This window comes from Polaromonas aquatica (genome assembly GCF_042659145.1).
GTDB classification, from domain to species: Bacteria; Pseudomonadota; Gammaproteobacteria; order Burkholderiales; family Burkholderiaceae_C; genus Polaromonas; species Polaromonas aquatica.
Map to the genome: position 1 here is coordinate 1 of NZ_JBHSRS010000050.1, position 2757 is coordinate 2757.

Genomic DNA, 2757 nt, shown 5'->3' on the forward strand with positions numbered 1-2757 from the left:
AAACAAAACCCCCACTTGAAATCTCAAGCGGGGGTGTTGTCGTTGTAAGAGCCTGACGATGTCCTACTTTCACACGGGAATCCGCACTATCATCGGCGCTAAGTCGTTTCACTGTCCTGTTCGGGATGGGAAGGAGTGGTACCAACTTGCTATGGTCATCAGGCATAACTGTTTGATCAATTGCCACAACGGCAACCAATCGAATTCATAGAGCAAATCAGCTTTTATTTAGTAACGCACATCCTGTGAGGGATGCGTCTTTTGAATGCGTCAACTTGGCATAACAACCTTGACTAATCTGAAGACTGTCAAAGTTATAGGGTCAAGCCGCACGAGCAATTAGTATCAGTTAGCTTAACGCATTACTGCGCTTCCACACCTGACCTATCAACGTCCTGGTCTTGAACGACTCTTTAGGGGGCTCAAGGCCCCGGCAGATCTAATCTTGAAACGAGTTTCCCGCTTAGATGCTTTCAGCGGTTATCTCTTCCGAACTTAGCTACCCGGCAATGCCACTGGCGTGACAACCGGTACACCAGAGGTTCGTCCACTCCGGTCCTCTCGTACTAGGAGCAGGCTTCCTCAAATCTGCAGCGCCCACGGAAGATAGGGACCAAACTGTCTCACGACGTTTTAAACCCAGCTCACGTACCTCTTTAAATGGCGAACAGCCATACCCTTGGGACCGGCTACAGCCCCAGGATGAGATGAGCCGACATCGAGGTGCCAAACACCGCCGTCGATATGAACTCTTGGGCGGTATCAGCCTGTTATCCCCAGAGTACCTTTTATCCGTTGAGCGATGGCCCTTCCATACAGAACCACCGGATCACTATGTCCTGCTTTCGCATCTGCTCGACTTGTCAGTCTCGCAGTTAAGCACGCTTATGCCATTGCACTATTATCACGATGTCCGACCGTAACTAGCGTACCTTCGAACTCCTCCGTTACACTTTGGGAGGAGACCGCCCCAGTCAAACTGCCTACCATGCACTGTCCCCGATCCAGATAATGGACCTAGGTTAGAACCTCAAACACACCAGGGTGGTATTTCAACGTTGGCTCCATGCGATCTAGCGACCGCACTTCAAAGCCTCCCACCTATCCTACACAGATCTGTTCAAAGTCCAATACAAAGCTACAGTAAAGGTTCATGGGGTCTTTCCGTCTTTCCGCGGGGAGATTGCATCATCACAAACATTTCAACTTCGCTGAGTCTCAGGAGGAGACAGTGTGGCCATCATTACGCCATTCGTGCAGGTCGGAACTTACCCGACAAGGAATTTCGCTACCTTAGGACCGTTATAGTTACGGCCGCCGTTTACTGGGACTTCAATCAAGAGCTTGCACCCCATCATTTAATCTTCCAGCACCGGGCAGGCGTCACACCCTATACGTCGACTTTCGTCTTAGCAGAGTGCTGTGTTTTTAATAAACAGTTGCAGCCACCGATTTTTTGCAGCCTCATTGGGCTCCCCAAGTAAATGGTTCACCTACTAAAGGCACACCTTCTTCCGAAGTTACGGTGTCAATTTGCCGAGTTCCTTCTCCTGAGTTCTCTCAAGCGCCTTAGAATACTCATCTCGCGCACCAGTGTCGGTTTGCGGTACGGTCGTGTGTAGCTGAAGCTTAGTGGCTTTTCCTGGAAGCAGGGTATCACTCACTTCGTCTGCAAGCAGACTCGTTATCACTCCTCATCTAAGCCCGGCGGATTTGCCTACCAGGCACGACTACAAGCTTGAACCAACATATCCAACAGTTGGCTGAGTTAACCTTCTCCGTCCCCACATCGCACTACACATCGGTACAGGAATATTGACCTGTTTCCCATCAGCTACGCATCTCTGCCTCGCCTTAGGGGCCGACTCACTCTACGCCGATGAACGTTGCGTAGAAAACCTTGCGCTTACGGCGAGGGGGCTTTTCACCCCCTTTAACGCTACTCATGTCAGCATTCGCACTTCTGATACCTCCAGCAGGGTTTACACCACCACCTTCACAGGCTTACAGAACGCTCTCCTACCACGTGCAATAAATTGCACATCCGCAGCTTCGGTAACTGGCTTAGCCCCGTTACATCTTCCGCGCAGGACGACTCGATCAGTGAGCTATTACGCTTTCTTTAAATGATGGCTGCTTCTAAGCCAACATCCTGACTGTTATAGCCTTCCCACTTCGTTTCCCACTTAGCCAATTTTAGGGACCTTAGCTGGCGGTCTGGGTTGTTTCCCTCTTGAGTCCGGACGTTAGCACCCGGTGCTCTGTCTCCCAAGCTGTACTCGTCGGTATTCGGAGTTTGCATTGGTTTGGTAAGTCGCCATGACCCCCTAGCCAAAACAGTGCTCTACCCCCGACGGTAATACTTGAGGCACTACCTAAATAGTTTTCGGAGAGAACCAGCTATTTCCAAGTTTGTTTAGCCTTTCACCCCTATCCACAGCTCATCCGCTAGTTTTGCAACACTAGTCGGTTCGGACCTCCAGTGCGTGTTACCGCACCTTCATCCTGGCCATGGATAGCTCACTTGGTTTCGGGTCTACACCCAGCGACTGATCGCCCTATTCGGACTCGATTTCTCTACGGCTACCCTATTCGGTTAACCTTGCCACTGAATGTAAGTCGCTGACCCATTATACAAAAGGTACGCAGTCACCCCTTACGAGGCTCCTACTTTTTGTAAGCACACGGTTTCAGGATCTATTTCACTCCCCTCCCGGGGTTCTTTTCGCCTTTCCCTCACGGTACTAGTTCACTATC

2 rRNA genes are annotated in these 2757 nt (G+C 50.6%); both read right to left on the reverse strand.

What is annotated here, in order from left to right:
- Positions 1-50: 50 nt before the first annotated feature.
- Positions 51-163 (reverse strand): 5S ribosomal RNA (rrf, locus tag ACFQND_RS12330).
- Between the two features lie 155 nt (positions 164-318).
- A 23S ribosomal RNA gene (locus tag ACFQND_RS12335) occupies positions 319-2757 on the reverse strand; the annotation flags it as partial.